This window comes from Xylanimonas sp. McL0601 (genome assembly GCF_049852175.1).
Classification (GTDB): Bacteria; Actinomycetota; Actinomycetes; order Actinomycetales; family Cellulomonadaceae; genus Xylanimonas.
Window position 1 is genome coordinate 22463 of record NZ_CP187527.1, and the last position, 17249, is coordinate 39711.

General features: G+C 73.3%; 17 protein-coding genes. 9 read left to right on the forward strand and 8 right to left on the reverse strand.

Annotation, left to right across the window (positions count from 1 at the left end):
- Window positions 1–6: 6 nt before the first annotated feature.
- Together ACO4JP_RS00100 and ACO4JP_RS00105 are read right to left on the reverse strand one after the other, a co-directional pair.
- Window positions 7–1311, reverse strand: coding sequence for an MFS transporter (locus ACO4JP_RS00100; RefSeq protein WP_425955376.1), 1305 nt, complete (start codon window positions 1309–1311; stop codon window positions 7–9).
- Window positions 1312–1334: 23 nt separating this feature from the next.
- Complete coding sequence (locus tag ACO4JP_RS00105) at window positions 1335–2063, reverse strand: FadR/GntR family transcriptional regulator (protein ID WP_425955377.1); 729 nt, start codon at window positions 2061–2063, stop codon at window positions 1335–1337.
- Between the two features lie 77 nt (window positions 2064–2140).
- Between ACO4JP_RS00105 and ACO4JP_RS00110 the strand changes: the two genes are divergently transcribed.
- Window positions 2141–2704 (forward strand): gluconokinase, encoded by a 564-nt coding sequence (locus ACO4JP_RS00110; protein ID WP_425957019.1) that lies wholly within the window; start codon window positions 2141–2143, stop codon window positions 2702–2704.
- Window positions 2701–4248, forward strand: coding sequence for an SLC13 family permease (locus ACO4JP_RS00115; protein WP_425955378.1), 1548 nt, complete (start codon window positions 2701–2703; stop codon window positions 4246–4248). The genes ACO4JP_RS00110 and ACO4JP_RS00115 overlap by 4 nt, the downstream gene beginning before the upstream one ends.
- Window positions 4249–4275: 27 nt before the next feature.
- Here the strand turns inward: ACO4JP_RS00115 and ACO4JP_RS00120 are convergent, their stop codons facing one another.
- Window positions 4276–5457: a VIT1/CCC1 transporter family protein gene (locus tag ACO4JP_RS00120; RefSeq protein ID WP_425955379.1), complete on the reverse strand. Its 1182-nt coding sequence runs from the start codon at window positions 5455–5457 to the stop codon at window positions 4276–4278.
- 151 nt (window positions 5458–5608) lie between these two features.
- Here ACO4JP_RS00120 and ACO4JP_RS00125 point away from each other — a divergent pair, with 151 nt between their 5' ends.
- Window positions 5609–6199, forward strand: a complete 591-nt coding sequence (locus ACO4JP_RS00125; RefSeq protein ID WP_425955380.1) for a ribonuclease H family protein — start codon at window positions 5609–5611, stop codon at window positions 6197–6199.
- Between the two features lie 11 nt (window positions 6200–6210).
- The gene (locus ACO4JP_RS00130; protein WP_425955381.1) at window positions 6211–7113 is read left to right on the forward strand and encodes a DNA-3-methyladenine glycosylase family protein; all 903 of its coding nucleotides are present in this window, start codon (window positions 6211–6213) and stop codon (window positions 7111–7113) included.
- A gap of 84 nt (window positions 7114–7197) precedes the next feature.
- Here ACO4JP_RS00130 and ACO4JP_RS00135 read toward each other — a convergent pair whose 3' ends face one another.
- Window positions 7198–7332 (reverse strand): hypothetical protein, encoded by a 135-nt coding sequence (locus ACO4JP_RS00135; RefSeq protein ID WP_425955382.1) that lies wholly within the window; start codon window positions 7330–7332, stop codon window positions 7198–7200.
- Between the two features lie 246 nt (window positions 7333–7578).
- On the opposite strand from ACO4JP_RS00135, the gene ACO4JP_RS00140 reads away from it, so the two are divergent.
- The 4 genes from ACO4JP_RS00140 to ACO4JP_RS00155 are packed head-to-tail and all read left to right on the forward strand — an operon-like array spanning window position 7579 to window position 10362.
- A complete protein-coding gene (locus tag ACO4JP_RS00140; RefSeq protein WP_425955383.1) occupies window positions 7579–8217 on the forward strand; it encodes a histidine phosphatase family protein in 639 nt (212 codons plus the stop codon).
- Between the two features lie 31 nt (window positions 8218–8248).
- Window positions 8249–8782, forward strand: coding sequence for a PH domain-containing protein (locus ACO4JP_RS00145; protein ID WP_425955384.1), 534 nt, complete (start codon window positions 8249–8251; stop codon window positions 8780–8782).
- Window positions 8779–9600 (forward strand): SDR family NAD(P)-dependent oxidoreductase, encoded by an 822-nt coding sequence (locus ACO4JP_RS00150; RefSeq protein ID WP_425955385.1) that lies wholly within the window; start codon window positions 8779–8781, stop codon window positions 9598–9600. The genes ACO4JP_RS00145 and ACO4JP_RS00150 overlap by 4 nt, the downstream gene beginning before the upstream one ends.
- A 15-nt stretch (window positions 9601–9615) precedes the next feature.
- Window positions 9616–10362 (forward strand): MIP/aquaporin family protein, encoded by a 747-nt coding sequence (locus ACO4JP_RS00155; RefSeq protein WP_425955386.1) that lies wholly within the window; start codon window positions 9616–9618, stop codon window positions 10360–10362.
- A gap of 64 nt (window positions 10363–10426) precedes the next feature.
- Here the strand turns inward: ACO4JP_RS00155 and ACO4JP_RS00160 are convergent, their stop codons facing one another.
- From ACO4JP_RS00160 to ACO4JP_RS00170, 3 genes are all read right to left on the reverse strand, one after another.
- Window positions 10427–11146: an anaerobic ribonucleoside-triphosphate reductase activating protein gene (locus ACO4JP_RS00160; RefSeq protein WP_425955387.1), complete on the reverse strand. Its 720-nt coding sequence runs from the start codon at window positions 11144–11146 to the stop codon at window positions 10427–10429.
- Window positions 11127–12911 carry a ribonucleoside triphosphate reductase gene (locus ACO4JP_RS00165; RefSeq protein ID WP_425955388.1) on the reverse strand — a complete coding sequence of 595 codons (1785 nt, stop codon included), beginning with the start codon at window positions 12909–12911 and terminating at the stop codon, window positions 11127–11129. The genes ACO4JP_RS00160 and ACO4JP_RS00165 overlap by 20 nt, the downstream gene beginning before the upstream one ends.
- A 209-nt stretch (window positions 12912–13120) precedes the next feature.
- Window positions 13121–14557, reverse strand: coding sequence for a SulP family inorganic anion transporter (locus tag ACO4JP_RS00170; protein ID WP_425957020.1), 1437 nt, complete (start codon window positions 14555–14557; stop codon window positions 13121–13123).
- A 97-nt stretch (window positions 14558–14654) separates the two neighbouring features.
- Here ACO4JP_RS00170 and ACO4JP_RS00175 point away from each other — a divergent pair, with 97 nt between their 5' ends.
- Window positions 14655–16010: an APC family permease gene (locus tag ACO4JP_RS00175; protein ID WP_425955389.1), complete on the forward strand. Its 1356-nt coding sequence runs from the start codon at window positions 14655–14657 to the stop codon at window positions 16008–16010.
- A gap of 49 nt (window positions 16011–16059) precedes the next feature.
- On the opposite strand, the gene ACO4JP_RS00180 is transcribed toward ACO4JP_RS00175, so the two are convergent.
- On the reverse strand, window positions 16060–17139 hold the full coding sequence (locus ACO4JP_RS00180; protein ID WP_425955390.1) for a YihY/virulence factor BrkB family protein: 1080 nt from the start codon (window positions 17137–17139) through the stop codon (window positions 16060–16062).
- Between the last annotated feature and the right edge of the window lie 110 nt (window positions 17140–17249).

Below are 17249 nucleotides of genomic sequence, written 5' to 3' on the forward strand. Positions count from 1 at the left end.
CGGCCCTCAGGGCTCGGGCGTGCGGGCGTCGTACCGCCAGAAGCGCGGCGTGCGCCACGCCACGAGCCACAGCGCCGCGAGGCAGGTGAGGCCGCCCACGACGGCGGCCCAGCCCTCGGTGAACCAGCTTGCCTGCGCGCCGAGCCACAGCTCCCCGAGGCGTGGGCCGCCGGCGACGACGACGATGAACACGCCCTGGAGGCGCCCGCGCAGATGGTCGGGTGCGGCGGTCTGCAGGATCGACTGCCGGAAGATCGACGACACGGCGTCGGTGCCGCCGGCGAGCGTGAGCGCGACGCACGCGACCGCGAGCGCCCCGACCAGCACCCCGGACGGGTGCCCGCGGCCCACGAGCACGAGGACGACGCCGAACAGCGCCACCGACACCGCCCAGGCGCTGATCGCCCAGATGATCGCCCGGCCCTGCCGGTGGACGTGCCCGAACGGGCCCGAGAAGAGCGTGGCGAGGATGCCGCCCGCCGCGAAGGCGGCCGCGAGGATGCCGGTGGTGCCGGCCCCGCCGCCCAGGTAGACCAGGCCCGCGGCCGGCCACAGCACGCGCGGGAACGCGAGCACCATCGCGCACAGGTCGACGACGAACGACGTGCGCAGGTTGGGCCGGGTCGCCAGGTAGCGCAGGCCTTCGAGCACCGAGCGCAGCCCGGCGGCCCGGCGCGGGGCAGCGGGCGCGACGTCGTCGAACCCCTCTCGCTGCGGCGGCAGCTGCGGCAGGCGCCACGTGGCCCACAGCGCGACGGTGAACGCGACGGCGTCGACGGTGTACGCCCAGCCGAAGCCGCCGGCGAGCACCAGCGCCGACGCCAGGAGGGGGCCGCCGGTGAGCGCGACGTTCCACGCGAGCGTCTGCAGGGCGTTGGCCGCGGGCATGAGGTGGGCCGGAAGCAGCCGCGGGACGATCGCCGTGCGGGCCGGGTTGTTGACCGCATATGCCGCCGACTGGACCGCGACGAGCCCGTACAGCAGGTTCACGGAGCCGACGTCGAGCCAAGCCTGCAGCGCGATCGTGAGGGTCACCGCCCACAGCACCAGGGACGCGAGGAGGGAGACGGTACGGCGGTCGTGCCGGTCGACGAGCGCGCCGCCGTACAGGCCCAGCACCACGAGCGGGACCAGGGCGAAGGCGCCGAGCGTCCCCACGGCGAGCGTCGAGCCCGTGAGCTCGTAGACCTGCAGGCCGACGGCGACGACGGTGACCTGCGTGCCGATGCTGGAGATGCCCAGGCCCCACCACAGGCGGCGGAAGTCCGGGGAGACGCGCAGCGGCGTCAGGTCGGCGAGCAGGCGGGGCATGGCGCAGTGTTCGTATGCCGGGGCTACGGCCGGCCGGCGCCGTCGTCGCTCGGCTTCTCCGCCTCGACCAGCGCGCTCTGGACCTCGCCGACGACGGCGGCCATCGCCCGCTGGGCAGCCTCGGCGTCGCCGTCGGCCACCGCGCGCGCCAGCTCCTCGTGACCGTCGAGGGCACCGGGGACCGGCAGGGCGGGCATGAGACCCAGCGAGGTCCTCCCCGACAGCACCGCGGCGACGAGACCGGACAGCGCGCCGAACAGCTCGTTGCCGCTCGAGCGCAGCAGCAGCTCGTGCAGGCGCACGTCGAGCCCGAGGAACTCCTCGTGGTCGCCCTCGCCCGCCTCGCCGAGCGCGCGCATCCGGCGGGCGATCTCGAGCAGCTCCGCCCGCACGGCGGGGCTCGCGTGGCGCGCTGCCCCGGCGGCGGCGAGCGGCTCGACTGCGCGGCGCAGCTCGGTGAGCGTGCGGAGCTGGTCCACGCGCCCCTCGCCGAGCAGGCGCCAGGCGATGACCCGCGGGCTGAGCACCTGCCAGTCGTCCATGCCGAGGACCACGATCCCGACGCGCCGCCGCGAGCGCACGAGCCCGAAGCTCTCGAGCATGCGCATGACCTCGCGCGCGACGGTGCGCGAGACGCCGAACTCGGTCCCGATGCCGTCGAGCGTCAGCACCGAGCCTTCGGGCAGGTCGCCACCGGTGATGCGTCTCCCGAGCGTGTCGAGGATGGTGGTGTGGAGGGCGTCGGCTGGCACGGGGCCAGCGTACGGTTTTTGGTAGCACCTATCACTTGCGGAAAGGTATTACCAAAGGGAATCCTGGGAGCGTGGACATGGACGTCACCTCGAACCCCGCCCCGCTCATCGTCGTCATGGGCGTCGCCGGCTCCGGCAAGACCACCGTCGCCGCCCTGCTCGCCGGCCGCCTCGGCGCCGCCTTCGCCGAGGGCGACGACTTCCACTCGGCCGCCAACGTCGCCAAGATGTCGGCCGGGCACCCCCTGACCGACGACGACCGCTGGCCCTGGCTGCGCGGCATCCGCGACTGGCTCGCGGAGCAGCACGCGGCCGGCCGCCCCGCCGTCGTGCCGTGCAGCGCGCTCAGGCGGGCCTACCGCGACCTGCTGCGCGGGGCCGGGCCGGTGCAGTTCGTGCATCTGACCGGCTCGCGCGAGCTGCTCGCCGGGCGCATCCAGAGCCGCGTCGGCCACTACATGAAGCCCGAGATGCTGGCGAGCCAGCTCGCCACCCTCGAACCGCTGGGCCCCGACGAGCCCGGCTTCACCGTCGACATCGCCGGCCGCCCCGAACGGCTCGTCGACGACATCCTCGCGCACGTGCGCGGTGAGGCCAACGCCCGCACCACCGAGACCCACGTCACGGAGGAGCACTCATGATCACCCTCGTCCCCCTCGCCGGCAGCGTCCACGCCGGGCTCCGCCTCGCGGACGCTGCGAAGCCGACCGCCCCCACCTGGCAGCTCACCGTCGCCGCCCTCGTCGGCATCACCGTCATCGTCGTCCTCATCGTCTGGGCCAAGCTGCACCCCTTCCTGGCGCTCGTCATCGGCTCGGGCGTCATGGCGCTCGTCGCGGGCACCAACCTGGTGAACGCGTTCGACTCCTTCACCGTGGGCCTCGGCACCACGGTCGGGGGCGTCGGCGTGCTCATCGCGCTCGGCGCGATCATCGGCAAGATGCTCATCGACTCGGGTGGCGCCGACCAGATCGTCGACACGATCCTCGCGAGGACGCCCACACAGCGCGTGCCGTGGGCGCTCGCGTTCATCGCGTTCATCGTGGGCATCCCGCTCTTCTTCGAGGTGGGCGTGGTGCTGCTCATCCCCGTGGTGATGCTCGTCGCCCGCCGCGCGCGGCTCTCCCCGATCCTCGTCGGCATCCCCGCGCTCGCCGGCCTCTCGGCGCTGCACGGGCTCGTCCCGCCGCACCCCGGCCCGCTGCTGGCGATCAGCTCCCTCAAGGCAGACCTCGGCATCACCCTGGGCCTCGGCCTGCTCGTCGCGATCCCGACCGTGATCATCGCGGGCCCGCTGCTCGCCCAGGTCCTGGTGCGCTGGGTGCACCTCGACCCGCCCACCACCGTGCTGGGCGTCGGCGAGGACCGGCTGGACGCGCAGGTCCGCCCGGTCGGCGTCGTCCAACGCACCGAGCCCGACGACGGCGGCGGGGCCACCCCCGGCCAGCAGCCTCTCCGTCAGACGGCCGTCGTCGAGGCCGGGCAGCCGGCCGTCGAGACGGCCCCCGACCAGCGCCCCCGGCCCAGCTTCGCGGTGTCCGTCGGCGTCGTGCTGATGCCCGTGGTGCTCATGCTGATCCGCGCGCTGGTCGAGATCACCAAGCAGGAGAAGACCGGCTGGGGCAGCGCGTTCGAGTTCCTGGGCGAGCCGCTGGTCGCCCTGCTGCTGACCTCGCTCGTCGCCCTGTTCACGTTCGGCTACCGCGTCGGGCGCACGCGCTCTCAGGTCTCGGACCTGGTCGGCGCCTCGTTCCTCCCCATCGCCGGGATTCTTCTCATCGTGGGCGCCGGCGGCGGCTTCAAGCAGACCCTCGTCGACTCGGGCGTCGGGGACGTCATCGCGAACGGCATCACCTCGGCCCACCTGAACCCGCTGCTCGCCGGCTGGCTCGTGGCCGTGCTCATCCGCGTCGCCACCGGGTCGGCGACCGTGGCCACCATCACGGCCGCGGGCATCATGGTCCCCATCGCGGCGGGCCTGAGCCCGACGCACACGGCACTGATGGTGCTCGCGATCGGCGCGGGCTCGGTGTTCCTCTCCCACGTGAACGACGCCGGGTTCTGGCTGGTCAAGGAGTACTTCGGCATGACCGTGGGCCAGACGTTCAAGACGTGGTCGCTCATGGAGACCGTGCTCTCGGTCGTCGCGGGCGGCCTCGTGATCATGTTGGGCCTGGTCATCTAGCGCGGGCAGCGCGACGACGACGGGGCGTCAGGACATCGTCGTCCCGAACACGAGGCCCAGCACGTACGTCACCGCGGCGGCGCCGAAGCCGATCGCGAGCTGCCGCAGCGCCCTGGTCAGCGGCGACGTCCCCGAGAGCAGGCCGGTGACGGCGCCCGTCGCGAGCAGCGCGATCCCCACGAGCGCTGACGCGATGACGACCGCCGCCGTGCCCTGCGCCCCGAGCAGGTACGGGATCACCGGCACCACGGCGCCCGAGGCGAAGAAGCAGAAGCTCGAGATCGCCGCGCCCCACGCGGTGCCGTGCGTCTCGAGGTCAGCGTCCTCGCCCACGACGCCGGCCGCCGCCTCGGCGTCGTGGCTCGCGTGCAGGTCCGCCACGGTGGCCGGCGCGTCCGCGGCGCCCGACGTCGTCCCAGCGGCCGCGAGGCGGGCGAGCACCTGGTCCGCGTGCGTCTGCGCGTCGCCCGCGCCCATGCCGCGGGCGCGGTAGACGAGCGCGAGCTCGTTGGCGTCGACGTCGAGGTGCGGCAGTGCGCGCGCGACGCCCGGGGCCGGCGTCGACGCCTCGAGGAGCTCGCGCTGCGAACGGATGGAGATGAACTCGCCCGCGCCCATCGAGAGCGCGCCGGCGAGCAGGCCCGCCAGGCCCGTGAGCAGCACCGTGTGCTGCGAGGCGCCCGAGGCGCCGATGCCGAGGATCAGCGCGAGGTTCGAGACGAGGCCGTCGTTCGCGCCGAACACAGCGGCCCGGAACGTGCCCGAGAGCCGGTTGCGCCCACGCGTCGCGAGACCGCGGACCACCTCCTCGTGGATCTGCTCGTCGGCGGCCATGGTCGGGGTCGCGTCGGCCTCCTCGTGGTACGCCGTGCGCGCCTCCGCGCGCTGTGCCAGCGCGAGCACGAACACGCCGCCGAAGCGGCGGGCGAGCCAGCCGAGCACCCGCGTGCGGACGTCCCCCCGCAGCGCGCGGCCGACGTCGTCGCCGAGCAGGTCGAGCCAGTGCTGCGCGTGGCGACCCTCCGCCACGGCCAGGGCGAGCAGGATGTCCCGCTCCTCGCCCGTGCGGCGGCTCGCAAGGTCTCGGTACACGGCGGCCTCGGCGCGCTCGTCGGCGAGGTAGCGGCGCCAGCGGCGGATGTCCGCGGCGGTGCGCCGGCGCGCGGGATGCTGACCGGCCGAGCGCTCGGCGGGCGTGGGGGAGGTCATGCTCAGATTCTGCGGGCGCGGCGCGGCCTGCGGTTTCGCATCGCCCCATCCGCGGTTGCCCGGCCGTCGTCGGGCGTCACGTCGGCCCCCGGGCCGCGCGTGGTGCGCCCGGTACTCGACGCTGTCGGCGGGGCGGGGCAGAATCGCCGCCGTGATCATCGTCAGCACCGACGGCTCGTGCCTCCGCAACCCGGGGGGCGCGATCGGCTGGGCGTGGGTCAACCACGAGGGTGGCCGGTTCGACTCCGGGGGCGCCGCCTCGGGCACCAACCAGGTCGCCGAGCTGACCGCCGTCCTGCGCGCGGTCGAGGCGCACCCGGGGGCCGAGCCGCTCCTCATCGAGTCCGACTCCCAGTACGCCATCCGCTGCTCGTCCGAGTGGCTCGAGGGCTGGAGGCGCAAGGGCTGGCGCACGGCGTCCGGCGGCCCCGTCAAGAACCTCGAGCTCGTCCAGGCGATCGACGCCGCCATCACCCGGCGACCGGGCCCCGTCCGGTTCCGCTGGGTCCGCGGCCACGTGGGCAACCCGTTCAACGAGCGCGCCGACGAGCTCGCCGGCCTCGCCGCCACGGAATGGGCGGCCGGCCGCGGCGAGGTCGGGTCGGTCCTCATCGTCGACGTCGACGAGCTGCAGCAGCCCGATGCGCCGCGGGTGCCCACCCCGGTCGCTGCCGGTGCGGCCGCGACCTCTGAGCGCACCGCCGCCGAGCCCCTGTGGGAGCTCGGCACGCTCTTCGACTGAAACTGGTCGCCATGCAGGTGCACCACGAGTCGCAGCGTCCGCTCGATGCCGCGCTGACGCTGGCCCCGCTGCGTCACGGCCCGTTCGACCCGACGGTGCGCCGCACCCGCGACGGGGCGCTCTGGCGTACGTCCCTGCTGCCCACCGGGCCCGTCACCCAGCGCATCGTCCAGGACGGGCCGTTCTCCGCCGTCGTGCAGCTGTGGGGCGACGGTGCGCGCGAGGCCGCGGACGCGATCCCCGTGCTGCTCGGCGAGGACGACGACGCGACGGGCTTCGCCCCTCCCTCGCAGCTGCGCGACTCCGCGCGCCTCGCGCTGGGCATGCGGATACCGCGCACCGGTCGCGTGCTGGAGTCGCTGGTGCCGGCCGTGCTCGAGCAGCGCGTGCAGTCGGCGATGGCCCACCTGGCGTGGCGGGCCTTGCTGCTGCAGCACGGCACGCCCGCGCCCGGCCCGGCGCCGGCAGGCCTGCGGGTGGTGCCCTCGCCGCGCGCGTGGGCCGCGGTGCCGTCCTGGGACTGGCACCGGGCGGGCGTCGACCCGGGGCGGGCGCGCACGGCCGTGGCCTGCGCGCGGCTGGCGGCCCGGCTCGAGACGGCGTCCCGGCTGGCTCCTGACGAGGCGCGGGCCCTGCTCGAGAAGGTCCCAGGGGTTGGGGTATGGACATCTGCCGAGGTTGCCCAGCGGGCGTTCGGCGACGCCGACGCCGTCTCCGTCGGCGACTTCAACCTTCCCGCGGCGGTGGGCTGGGCGCTGACCGGCGAGCGCACAGACGACGCCGGGATGCTCCGGCTGCTCGCCCCGTACGTGCCGCACCGGCACCGGGTGGTGCGGCTGATCACGCTGCAGGGGCGCCCGCGGGCGCCCCGCCGCGGCCCACGGACGTCGCTGGCGGACTACCGGACCTTCTGAGCACGCGGCCCGGCGGGCTACCGCCGACGGGCAGCACGACGCCGCGTGCGACGTCGTCGTCGGGTCCGGCGTCGTCAGCGATGCTCAGCGCTCGACGTCGTCCTCGCCGCGCACTGCGGCAGGCTGCTGCAGCGCCACGACCTCGGCGTGCGTGCGACCGGCCAGCGTGGTGCGGCGCGGGTTGGCGATCGATCGGTACAGGTTCTCGGTGTCGGACATCCGTGGCTCCTCCTCGGGGCGCAGGCTCAGGCTCGTGGACCACCCGCGGTCCCGCCTCGTTGCGGGGTAGGTGGGAAATCATGCGTGAGACCGGGTCTCCATTTCCACCCCCCGGGGCTGTGAAGCGGGTCACTTACCCCGCGTTTCACCCGGTCAACGCCGGTTCGCCGTCACCGGTGCGGCCGGCGGCCCGTCCACGGACGGACCGGACGAGCGCCGTCGCCCGCTCCGCGCGACGATCGGCACATGCCGATCGAGCCGAGCCCCGACCCGCAGCTCGTGCTGCTGCGCCACGGCGAGACCGAGTGGTCCGCCAGCGGCCAGCACACCGGCCGCTCCGACATCCCGCTGACGGCGGCGGGCGAGGAGCAGGCCCGCCAGGCCGGGCGCGCCCTGGCCGGGTACCGGTTTGCAGCGGTCTACACCTCACCGCTGCAGCGGGCCCGCCGCACGGCCGAGCTCGCGGGGTTCCCGGACGCCGTCGTCGACGAGAACCTCGCCGAGTGGGACTACGGCCCCGTCGACGGGCGCACGGCGAAGGAGATCGGCACCGCGCTCGGGCGCGAGTTCCTGATCTTCGCCGATGGTGTGCGCGTGCTCCCGCCCGACCCGGCGCACTCCGACGGACGCCCCGGCGAGCTGCTCGAGGAGGTCTACGCCCGGGCGCTGGGCGTCGTCGCGCGCGCCGACGAGACGCTGTCCGACGGCGGCGACGTGCTCGTCGTCGCCCACGGCCACCTGCTGCGGGTCCTGGCGACGGCGTGGCTCGGCGTGGACGCGCGGCTAGGCGAGCGGCTCGAGCTGGGCACGGCGGCGATCTCGATCCTGGGCTACGGGCACTCGCTGCGCACGATCGAGGGCTGGAACCTCCCGCCGACTCCCTGATCCGCCTCCCCTGACGTGGGAGCATGCGGGCATGGCCCTGCGGGATTCGAACCTCATCGACGACGAGAGCGTCGTCCTCCAGCTGCACTCGCACGCCAAGGCGATGATCTGGCCTTTCGTGCTGTTCCTCGTCCTGGTGGCGCTGGCGGTGGTGACGCTGCTGGCATCGACCAGCGACACCCTCACCTGGGTGGTGCTCGGCGTGCTCGCCGCGACTGCCCTCGTGGGCGTGCTCCCGCCGTGGCTGCGCTGGCGGACGTCGTCGTACACGATCACCACGCAGCGGATCTCCGAGCGGCGGGGCATCGTCACGCGCGTCGGCCGGGACATCCCGCTGTACCGCGTCAACGACATCTCGATCGAGAAGGACCTGGTCGACCGGCTGCTGGGCTGCGGCACGCTCGTGATCGCCGACGCGACGGAGAAGCCGGGCATGGTGCTGGACGACGTGCCGCACGTGGACACGGTCCACAAGACGATCCAGCAGCTCCTGTGGAACCAGGACGACGGCACCGACGACGGTGAGCTTCCCCCGACGGAGCCGGTGCGGGGCCGGCGCCGGTGACCGCCCGCGTCCAGAGGACCTGGTTCGTCACGGGCGCGAGCCGCGGACTCGGGCGGGCGATCGCCGTCGCGGCGCTCGATCGCGGAGACCGGGTCGCGGCGACGGCGCGGTCGCTCGCCGCGGTCGAGGACCTCGCCGAGCGGTATGGCGACGCCGTCGTGCCGCTCGAGCTCGACGTGACCGACGCCGACGCCGCCCGCGCCGCCGTCGCGCGGGCGCACGAGCACCTCGGCCGCCTCGACGTCGTCGTGAACAACGCGGGCTACGGCCTGTTCGGGTACGTCGAGGAGCTCGACCCGCAGCAGCTCCGCGACCAGCTCGAGGTCAACCTCTTCGGGGTGCTGCACGTGACTCAGGCGGCGCTGCCCGTGCTCCGGGATCAGGGGTCGGGGCACGTGGTGCAGGTGTCCAGCTCGAGCGGGGTCGCGGCCTGGCCCGGGCTGGGCGGCTACCACGCGTCGAAGTGGGCGCTCGAGGGGCTGAGCGACGCGCTCGCACAGGAGGTCGCGGGGTTCGGCATCGCGGTGACGCTCGTCGAGCCAGGCCCGGTGGCGACCGAGTGGCGCGGCGCGTCAGCGGTCCGCGCGCGGCCGCTGCCTGCGTACGACGACGCCCGCGCGGCGGCGTGGCATCCCCCGGGGTCGTCGACGCCGGAGGCGGTGGCGGCCGTGGTGCTGGCGGTCGTGGACGCACCGGAGCCGCCGCTGCGCATCCTCGTCGGCGATCTCGCCGCTGACGCGGTGCTCCCGATGACGCAGGCTCGCCTGGACGCGTGGCGCGCCTGGGAGACGCTGGGCCGCTCCGCCGACCGCTCCTGATGGAAGAGTGAAAACATGGACCCCTCGGTCGACCTGTGGATCCGCCTCGCCTGCGAGTTCATCGGCACGGCGATCCTCATCATCATCGGCAACGGCACCGTCGCGAACGTCCACCTCAAGGGATCCAAGGGCTACCGGGGCGGCTGGAGCCTCATCGCGATGGGCTACGGCCTGGGCGTGATGATCCCCGCGATGATGTTCGGCGGGATCAGCGGCAGCCACATCAACCCGGCGTTCACGCTCGGGCTCGCGATCTGGGGCTTGTTCCCGTGGCACCTGGTGCCGCTGTACTGGCTGGCCCAGCTGCTCGGCGCGATCGCGGGGCAGCTCGCCATCGTCGTCACGCACAAGCCCTACTACGACCTGACCGAGGACCCGGAGGACGTGCTGGCCACGTTCTCCACGATCAACTCCGCGCACAGCCGCCTCAACGGCTTCCTGTCCGAGACGCTCGGGTCCGTCGTGCTGTTCTCGTGCGCGCTGGCCCTCGTCCACTCGCCGCTCATGGTCGGCCAGCAGGGCGTGGCGCACATGGGGGTCGGGTTCCTCGTGTGGGCGCTCGTCGTCGGGCTCGGCGGGCCGACCGGTCCTGCGCTCAACCCCGCGCGCGACTTCGGGCCGCGGCTGGTGCACCAGCTGCTGCCGGCGTCGGTGCTGCACGTCAAGGGGAGCTCCGACTGGCGGTACGGCTGGGTCCCGGTGGCAGCACCGCTGCTGGGCGGCGTGATCGGCGTCGGCGGGTGGTACCTGCTGCTGGGGTGACGCGGCGGCGAGTTCGAGCATCCGCGCGGAGTTCGAGCGCTCGAGCGCTCGAACCGCGCGACGATCACTCGAACTCGCCGGCGCGGCGCTCCACGTGTGGGAGGGCTTCCGGGGGCAGCAAGGTGTTCAGTTGCCAGTTTTCGAAGGACTTCGCGTGGGTCGCGGCGAGGCCGTACGGGCGCGCCTCCTGGAGCGCGTGGTGGTGCACGCCCAGCGCGCGCAGGCGCTCGGCCAGCTCGACGACGTCGGCGCGGGTGTGCGTCGTCGGGTCCACGGTGGTGCGCACCTCGTGCGCGACGCCGTGCGCCAGCACCGCGTCGAGCGCCTTCCACGCGGATGCGCCTGAGGAGCTCACGCCCGTGACCTCGGCGTACCTCTCCGGCAGGTGCTTGATGTCGAGGCCGACCCAGTCGACCGTGCCGGCGGCCAGCAGCGCCTCGAGGCGCTTCGGCCAGGCACCGCCGGTGTGGAGCCCGACGGCGAAGCCCAGGTCGCGGACCGCGTCGATCGCCGGGGGCAGCGCCGGCGAGATCAGCGGCTCGCCGCCGGAGAACACCACGCCGTCGAGCAGGCCGCGGCGGCGGCCGAGGAACTCCAGCACCTCGGACCACGCGATCGTCCCGGGTGCGCGCGGGTCGAGGATCTCCTCGTTGTGGCAGTAGACGCACCGCCACGGGCACCCCTGGAGGAAGACGACCGCGGCGAGCCGGCCGGGCCAGTCCACCGTGGAGAGGCGGACCAGCCCGGCGACCGCGGGCTCGGCGTCACGCGAAGGCAGGCTCACGGAACGTCACTCGCTCGTGGTACTCGCCCTGCTTGCCGGTGTTGAAGCTCGACACCGGGCGCAGGTAGCCCATGACGCGCGTCCACACCTCGGTGCCGCGGCCGCAGGTCGGGCACTCGTGCTGCTCGCCGGTGAGGTAGCCGTGCACCTCGCACACCGAGAACGTCGGCGTGATGGTGATGTACGGCAGGCGGAAGCCCTCGAGCGAGCGCTTGACTAGCTTCTTGCACGCCTCGGCGTCGCTGATCCGCTCGCCCATGTACAGGTGCAGCACGGTGCCGCCCGTGTACCGGGTCTGCAGGTCCTCCTGCTGCTCGAGCGCCTCGAAGGGGTCGTCGGTGAAGGACACCGGCAGCTGGGTCGAGTTGGTGTAGTACGGCTCGGCGTCCGTGCCGGCCTGGAGGATCTGCGGGAACCGGGCGCGGTCCTCCTTGGCGAACCGGTACGTGGTGCCCTCGGCCGGCGTCGCCTCGAGGTTGTAGAGGTGGCCGGTGCGCTCCTGCGCCTCGACCATGCGGGCGCGCACGTGGTCCAGGACCTCGAGGGCCATGAGGCGGCCGGCGGACGTCGTGATGTCCTCGCGGTCGCCCGTGAAGTTGCGGATCATCTCGTTGACGCCGTTGACCCCGATCGTCGAGAAGTGCGAGTCGAGCGTGCCGAGGTAGCGCTTGGTGTACGGGAACAGGCCGTCGTCCATGAGCTTCTGCACGGTGACGCGCTTGGTCTCGAGCGACTCGACCGAGATGTCGATGAGGTGGTCGAGCGCCGCGAGCAGCTCCGTCCACGAACCCGTGTGCACGTAGCCGAGGCGGGCCATGTTGATGGTGACGACGCCGATCGAGCCCGTCTGCTCGCCCGATCCGAACAGGCCGTTGCCGCGCTTGAGCAGCTCGCGCAGGTCGAGCTGGAGGCGGCAGCACATCGAGCGCACGTCGCCCGGGTTGAGCTCCGAGTTCACGAAGTTCTGGAAGTACGGGGTGCCGTACTTGGCCGTCATCGCGAAGATCTTGTCCGCGACCGGGGCGTCCCAGTCGAAGTCCTTGGTGATGTTGTAGGTGGGGATCGGGAAGGTGAAGGCCCGGCCCGCGGCGTCGCCCGCCGTCATGACCTCGACGAACGCCTCGTTGATCATCGCCATCTCGGGCGCGAGGTCGCCGTAGGTGAAGTCCGCGACCTCGTCGCCGATGAGCGGGTGCTCGTCCTTGAAGTCGTCCGGGCACACCAGGTCGAACGTCAGGTTGGTGAACGGCGTCTGGGTTCCCCAGCGCGACGGCACGTTGAGGTTGTGGACGAGCTCCTGGATGCCCTGGACCACCTCGTCATGGCTGAGCCTGTCGCGGCGCACGTAGGGGGCCATCAGCGTGTCGAACGAGCTGAACGCCTGGGCACCGGCCCACTCGTTCTGCAGCGTGCCGAGGAAGTTCACCACCTGGCCGAGCGCGCTCGAGAAGTGCTTGGCGGGGCCCGAGTCGATCTTGCCCGGGACGCCGCCGAAGCCCTCCTGGAGGAGCTGGCGCAGCGACCAGCCGGCGCAGTAGCCGCCGAGCACGTCGAGGTCGTGCACGTGGATGTCGCCCGAGCGGTGGGCCTCGCCCAGCTCCGGCTCGTAGACCTCGTCCAGCCAGTAGTTCGCGGTCACCTTGCCGGCGACGTTGAGGATCAGGCCACCGAGCGAGAAGCCCTGGTTCGCGTTGGCCCTCACCCGCCAGTCCGAGCGGTCCAGGTACTCCCCGATGGTCGACGCGACGTCGATGCTGCGGCCCATGATGCGTCCCTTCGTTGCGGCGTGCTGAGCGGTGCTCTCAGCGGGAGAGCCTGGCATCACTCAGGTGGCGTCACAAACGGCGCGCCGCGCGCGAACCACAAGATGTTGTGGATTCACGCCGAATTGATACTAGATGTGGTGTTGTCCTGACACGATGTCACGGGCGCCCGGTGCGCGTGCACCGGGCGCCCGTGGTCGCCCAGCAGGTGCTACGCCGCGAGGGAGGGGGGCGAGGAGAGGCGGGACAGGCGGGCCGCCGTGTCCGCGTTCGCGCCGACGATCGTCAGGCGCTTGCCGCGCGCCTCGTACTTGTTCCGCACCGCGTCCAGGGTCGCCACCGTCGACGCGTCCCACACATGGGCGCGCGTCAGGTCGACGACGACGTCGTCCGGGTCGCCCGCGTAGTCGAACTGGTAGACGAGGTCGTTGGAGGAGGCGAAGAACAGCTCGCCCTCGACGGCATACACGCGCCGGGGGGCCGCGGCGCCGTCGTCGTCCACCGGCGTCACCGTGGTGAAGTGCGCGACCCGGCGCGCGAACATCACCATCGCCACGAGCACGCCCGAGATCACGCCGACCGCAAGGTTGTTCGTCGCGACGGTGACCACGACCGTCGCGAGCATGACGGCCGTCTCCGAGCGCGGCATCCGGCGCAGCGTCGCCGGGCGCACCGAGTGCCAGTCGAACGTCATGACTGCCACCATGACCATCACCGCCACCAGCGCCGCCATCGGGATCATCGCGACCGCGTCGCCGAGGCCCACCACGAGCACCAGCACGAACACGCCCGCCATGAACGTCGAGACACGCGAGCGCCCGCCGCCGGTCCGCACGTTGATGACCGTCTGCCCGATCATGGCGCACACGCCCTGCCCGCCGAACAGGCCGGCGATCACGTTCGTCACGCCCAGGCCCCACGCCTCGCGGGTCTTGTCGGAGCGCGTATCGGTCACGTCGTCGACCAGCTTGGCCGTGAGCAGGGACTCGAGCAGCCCCACCAGCGCCATGCCCGCCACGTACGGGGCCACGATGCGCAGCGTGTCCAGGGCGAGCGGCACGTGCGGCACCAGCAGCGAGGGCAGCGACCGCGGCAGCGCGCCCTCGTCCCCGACCGTCGGCACGTCGAGGCCGCCCGCCACCGTGACCACCGTGAGCAGCGCGATGGCCACCAGCGGCGCAGGAACCGCCCGCGTGAGCCGCGGGAACAGCACGACGACGGCGACACCCGCCGCAACCAGCGGGTACACCGCCCACGGCACGTGCACCAGGTGCCGCATCTGGGACCAGAAGATGAGGATCGCCAGGCCGTTGACGAACCCGACCATCACCGAGCGCGGGATGAACCGCATCAGCCTCGCGACGCCCAGAAGCCCGAGCACCACCTGCAGCACCCCGCTCAGCACGACGGCGACGATCAGGTAGTCCACGCCGTGGTCCCGCACCAGCGGCACCGCGACCAGCGCGACCGACCCCGCCGCCGCCGAGATCATCGCGCGGCGACCGCCCAGGAACGCGATCGCGACCGCACCCACGAACGACGAGAACAGGCCAAGCCGCGGGTCGACGCCCAGCACGATCGAGAACGCCGTCGCCTCCGGGATCAGCGCGAACGCGGTCACGAGGCCCGCGAGCACCTCGACACGCATCAGCCGCGGCGAGCGCAGCACGGCCAGGACGGAGGCAGACGAGTCCACGGGACGAATCGAGGGCACGCCCCATTGTGCGGGCCGCCATGATGGGCGGGTGACCACGCTCGCCCGCCGGCTCTCGACCGCCGACGCCGTCGTCGTCGGCCTCGGCTCCATGATCGGGGCCGGGGTGTTCGCCGCCTTCTCCCCCGCCGCGCGCGCCGTGCTCCCCGCCGGGTCCGGGGCCGCGCTGCTCACGGCGCTCGCGGTGGCAGCCGCCGTCGCGTTCGCCAACGCGACGTCGTCGGCACAGCTCGCCGCGCAGTACCCCGTGGCCGGCGGCACGTACGTGTACGGCCGCGAGCGCCTCGGCGCCTGGGCGGGGTTCGTCGCGGGCTGGGGGTTCGTCGTCGGCAAGACGGCGAGCTGCGCGGCCATGGCGCTGACGTTCGCCGCGTACGCGGTGCCCGACGGCGCGCCGACGGCAGTCCGGCGCGCGGTCGCGGCGCTCGCCGTCGTCGCGCTCGCGGCGGTGAACTACCGCGGCGTGACGCGGACGGCGCGCGTGGCGCGGTGGATCGTGGCGTTCGTGCTGGCGGCGCTCGCGGTGACGGTCACGGTTGCGTGGCTGGGCGGCGCCCCCGCGCTGGGCTCGGGGTTGGCGGGCTGCAGTCTGTCGCAAGCGGCCGAGGTCTCGACAAGCTGCGACGGTGCCGCGGGCGGGCTTCCGGGTGCCTATGGGGTGCTCCAGGGGGCGGGGCTGCTGTTCTTCGCCTTCGCCGGGTATGCCCGCGTGGCGACCCTCGGCGAGGAGGTCCGCGACCCCCGGCGGGCCATCCCCCGGGCCATCACGCTCGCGCTGGGGATCACCGTCGCCGTGTACGCCGTCGTCGCCGTCACGCTCCTCGCGGTGCTCGGGCTCGAAGGGACGGCCGCCGCTGGTGCGCCGCTGGCGGCCGCCGTCGAGCGGGCCACCGCCGACGGCGGTGGTGCGGCCTGGGCCGCGGCGTGGGCGCCACCGCTGGTGCGGGTCGCCGCGGCGGCGGCCTCGCTCGGTGCGCTGCTCGCGCTCGTGGCCGGCGTCGGGCGGACGGCGCTCGCCATGGCGCGCGAGGGCGACCTGCCGCGCGAACTCTCAACCGTCCACCCGCGCTTCCGGGTGCCGCACCACGCCGAGGTGGCGCTCGCCGCCGTCGTCGTGGTCCTGGTGCTGACGGTGGACCTGCGCGGGGCGATCGGCTTCTCGAGCTTCGGGGTGCTGACGTACTACCTGGTCGCCAACCTGTCCGCGTGGACGCAGACGGCGCCCGACCGGCGGTACCCGCGGGCGCTGCAGGTGTTCGGGGCGGTCGGGTGCGCGGTGCTGTGCGCGACGCTGCCGTGGGTCGCGGTCGTGTCGGGGGCCGGGGTGCTGCTGCTGGGCGTCGCGGTGCGCAGCGTGCGGCTGCGGCTGGGGGCGGGGCGGGCGTAGCGCCGGGTTCACGTCCCTCGCTTCCGCACCGGCGCCGGTGGCGGCGAGGTCACTCGTCGGCGCCGCGGCGGCCCGCGGCCTCCCGCAGCTCGCGTCCGCGCTCGACGTCGGCCTGCAGCTTGGCGGCGCGCTTGTCGCTGGCGCGCGTGTCGCGCGGCGACAGCTGGAGCTCCTCCTCGGCGGCGATGCCGCCGTGCAGCTCCCTGACGCGCTCGAGCTCGGCATCCAGCTCGGCCCCGAACAGCAGCGCGAGGTTGGTGATCCACACCCACAGGAGGAACACGATGATCCCGGCGAGCGAGCCGTACGTCGCGTTGTAGCTCGCAAACCTCTGGACGTAGAAGCCGAAGCCCAGCGAGGCGAGGCCCCAGACGACGATCGCGACGACGGAGCCCACGCTGATCCACCGGAACCGGGAGTGCTGCACGTTGGGCGTCGCGTGGAAGAGCACCGCGACGAGCACGATCACGAGCAGCAGGACGACCGGCCACTTGACGATCCCCCACACGGTGAGCGCGACGTCTCCGAGCCCGATGACGTCACCCACGGCCCGCGCCAGCGACCCCGACATCACGAGCGCCACGATCATCGCGACCGCGACCAGCAGCACCAGCAGCGTGACGAGCAGCAGGATCGGCCGCAGCTTCCAGATCGGCCGGCCCTCGTCGATCCCGTAGATGCGGTTCATGGTCCGGCCGAACGCACCGACGTAGCCCGATGCGGACCACACGGCCAGCACGACGCCGATGACGAGCGCGACGCCGGCACGCCCGCCCGCACCTGCGGCGTTCTTGGTCAGGGTGCTGATCATCTGGGTGGTCTCCTGCGGGAGGACGTCGCCCAGCGACTTGACGACGTCGTTCACCATCGACTCCGCGTTCCCGAACAGCCCGAGCAGCGAGACGACGGCCAGCAGCGCCGGCGCCGCCGCCAGGATGGCGTAGTACGTCAGGGCGGCCGCCTCGTCGAAGCACTGGTCGCGCGTGAACTCGCGCACCGTGGTGCGCAGCACGTACTTCCAGGACTCCTTGGGCAGCTCGGTCAGGGAGGTCTCCGTGCCGGGGGCGCCGGGCGACGGCGCCCCCGCGCGCTCGCTCGCCGCGCCGACGCTGCTCCCAGGGTCGCTCATGGCGTCCTCCCTCGTGGTGGCCTTCTTCGACCATCGCGCGACCTCGCTCCGCTCACAATCGGGAGGGCGGGTGTCGGTGGCCGGGTAGAGGCTGGCCGCGGCGCGCGACG